Origin of the sequence: Pseudooceanicola lipolyticus (genome assembly GCF_002786325.1) — a bacterium.
In the GTDB taxonomy this organism is placed as follows: Bacteria; Pseudomonadota; Alphaproteobacteria; order Rhodobacterales; family Rhodobacteraceae; genus Pseudooceanicola_C; species Pseudooceanicola_C lipolyticus.
On record NZ_PGTB01000337.1, the window covers coordinates 1 to 1,488 of the forward strand.

Below are 1,488 nucleotides of genomic sequence, written 5' to 3' on the forward strand. Positions count from 1 at the left end.
GAGCGGCTGGCCGCGCGCCGCGCCGTGCGCGAAAAGCGCCGCGCCCGGCGGGCGGCGCGGGAGTCGGGCGAAAGCTGAGGCCTATTCCGCGCGGAAATGTTTGGACAGTTTCAGCCCCTGGCCCTGGTAATTCGAGGCGATGCCGGCGCCATAGAGCTGGGTGGGCACCTCGGCCATGCGTTCATAGACCAGCCGCCCGACCACCTGGCCGTGTTCCAGCACAAAAGGCGCCTCGTGGCAGCGCACTTCCAGCACCCCGCGTGAACCCGCGCCACCGGCCTCGGCATGTCCAAAGCCGGGATCGAAGAAGCCGGCATAATGCACCCGGAACTCGCCCACCATGGCCAGGTAGGGGGCCATCTCGGCGGCATAATGCGGTGGGATATGCACCGCCTCGCGGCTGACGAGGATATAGAAGGCGCCGGGATCGAGGATGATCTGGCGCGACCGGGTGCGGATCTCTTCCCAATATTCGGCCGGGTCGTATTGGCCGATCCGGTCCAGGTCGATCACCCCGGTATGCGGTTTGGCGCGATAGCCGACGAGATCCTGACCGCCGAGATCCAGATCGACGGAAAAGCCCAGCCCCTCCTGAATCACTGCGGTGCCATCGACCAGCGGCGAGTTGGCATGCAGCGCTTTCAACTCGGTATCGGTCAGCACCGATTGCCCGGCGCGGAACCGGATCTGGTTCAGCCGCATGCCCGGACGCACCAGAACCGAGAAGGACCGCGGGCAGATCTCGGCATAAAGCGGGCCGCTATAGCCCTCGGGGATACGGTCGAATTCGGTGCCGCCATCGGTGATCGCGCGGGTCAGCAGATCAAGCCGCCCGGTCGAGCTTTTGGCATTGGCCACCGCCTGCACGCCGTCGGGCAGGGCCAGCGATTCCATCAGCGGCACCAGGTAGACGCAGCCTTTTTCCAACACCGCGCCGTCGGAAAGATCGATGCGGTGCATCTCGAATTCGGCCAGCCGGTCGGCGACCTTGCGGCCGGTGCCGGCCAGGAACGAGGCGCGCACGCGATAGGCCACGTTGCCCAGGCGCAGGTCCAGGCTGGCCGGTTGCACCTGACCGGGCACCACCGGCTGGTCCGGACGGATTTCGCCGCGGGCGATCATCGCCTCGATCATCTGGTTGGGATAAACCCCGGTCACGCAACATCCTCCTGCATCTGCGGGAAAGGCTGCCTTTGGTATCGCCGGTGTGATTTGGTCGGGCTAGCAGGACTCGAACCTGCGACCTTCCGTCCCCCAGACGGACGCGCTACCAGGCTGCGCCATAGCCCGACACTGGGCGTTACATACCGGTTTTGAAGCCGGGGACAAGGGGGAATCATGACAGTTCTTCTGTACCCGATCCTGCGGGGTGGCTGGCAGCTCAGGAAGCCTGCGCGCCGCCGACACGGGTGACCCAGCCGCGCAGCTCGGCGGCGACCGGGGCAATGGCACCGCGCTGTGCGGCGCTGAGGCTGTGCAGCGCCGCCA

1 protein-coding gene and 1 tRNA gene are annotated in these 1,488 nt (G+C 66.4%); both read right to left on the reverse strand.

The window, feature by feature from the left end:
- Window positions 1-81: 81 nt before the first annotated feature.
- A complete protein-coding gene (locus CVM52_RS25695; RefSeq protein ID WP_100165056.1) occupies window positions 82-1,158 on the reverse strand; it encodes a 2'-deoxycytidine 5'-triphosphate deaminase in 1,077 nt (358 codons plus the stop codon).
- A 55-nt stretch (window positions 1,159-1,213) separates the two neighbouring features.
- Window positions 1,214-1,290, reverse strand: a tRNA-Pro gene (locus CVM52_RS25700).
- Window positions 1,291-1,488: the final 198 nt, after the last annotated feature.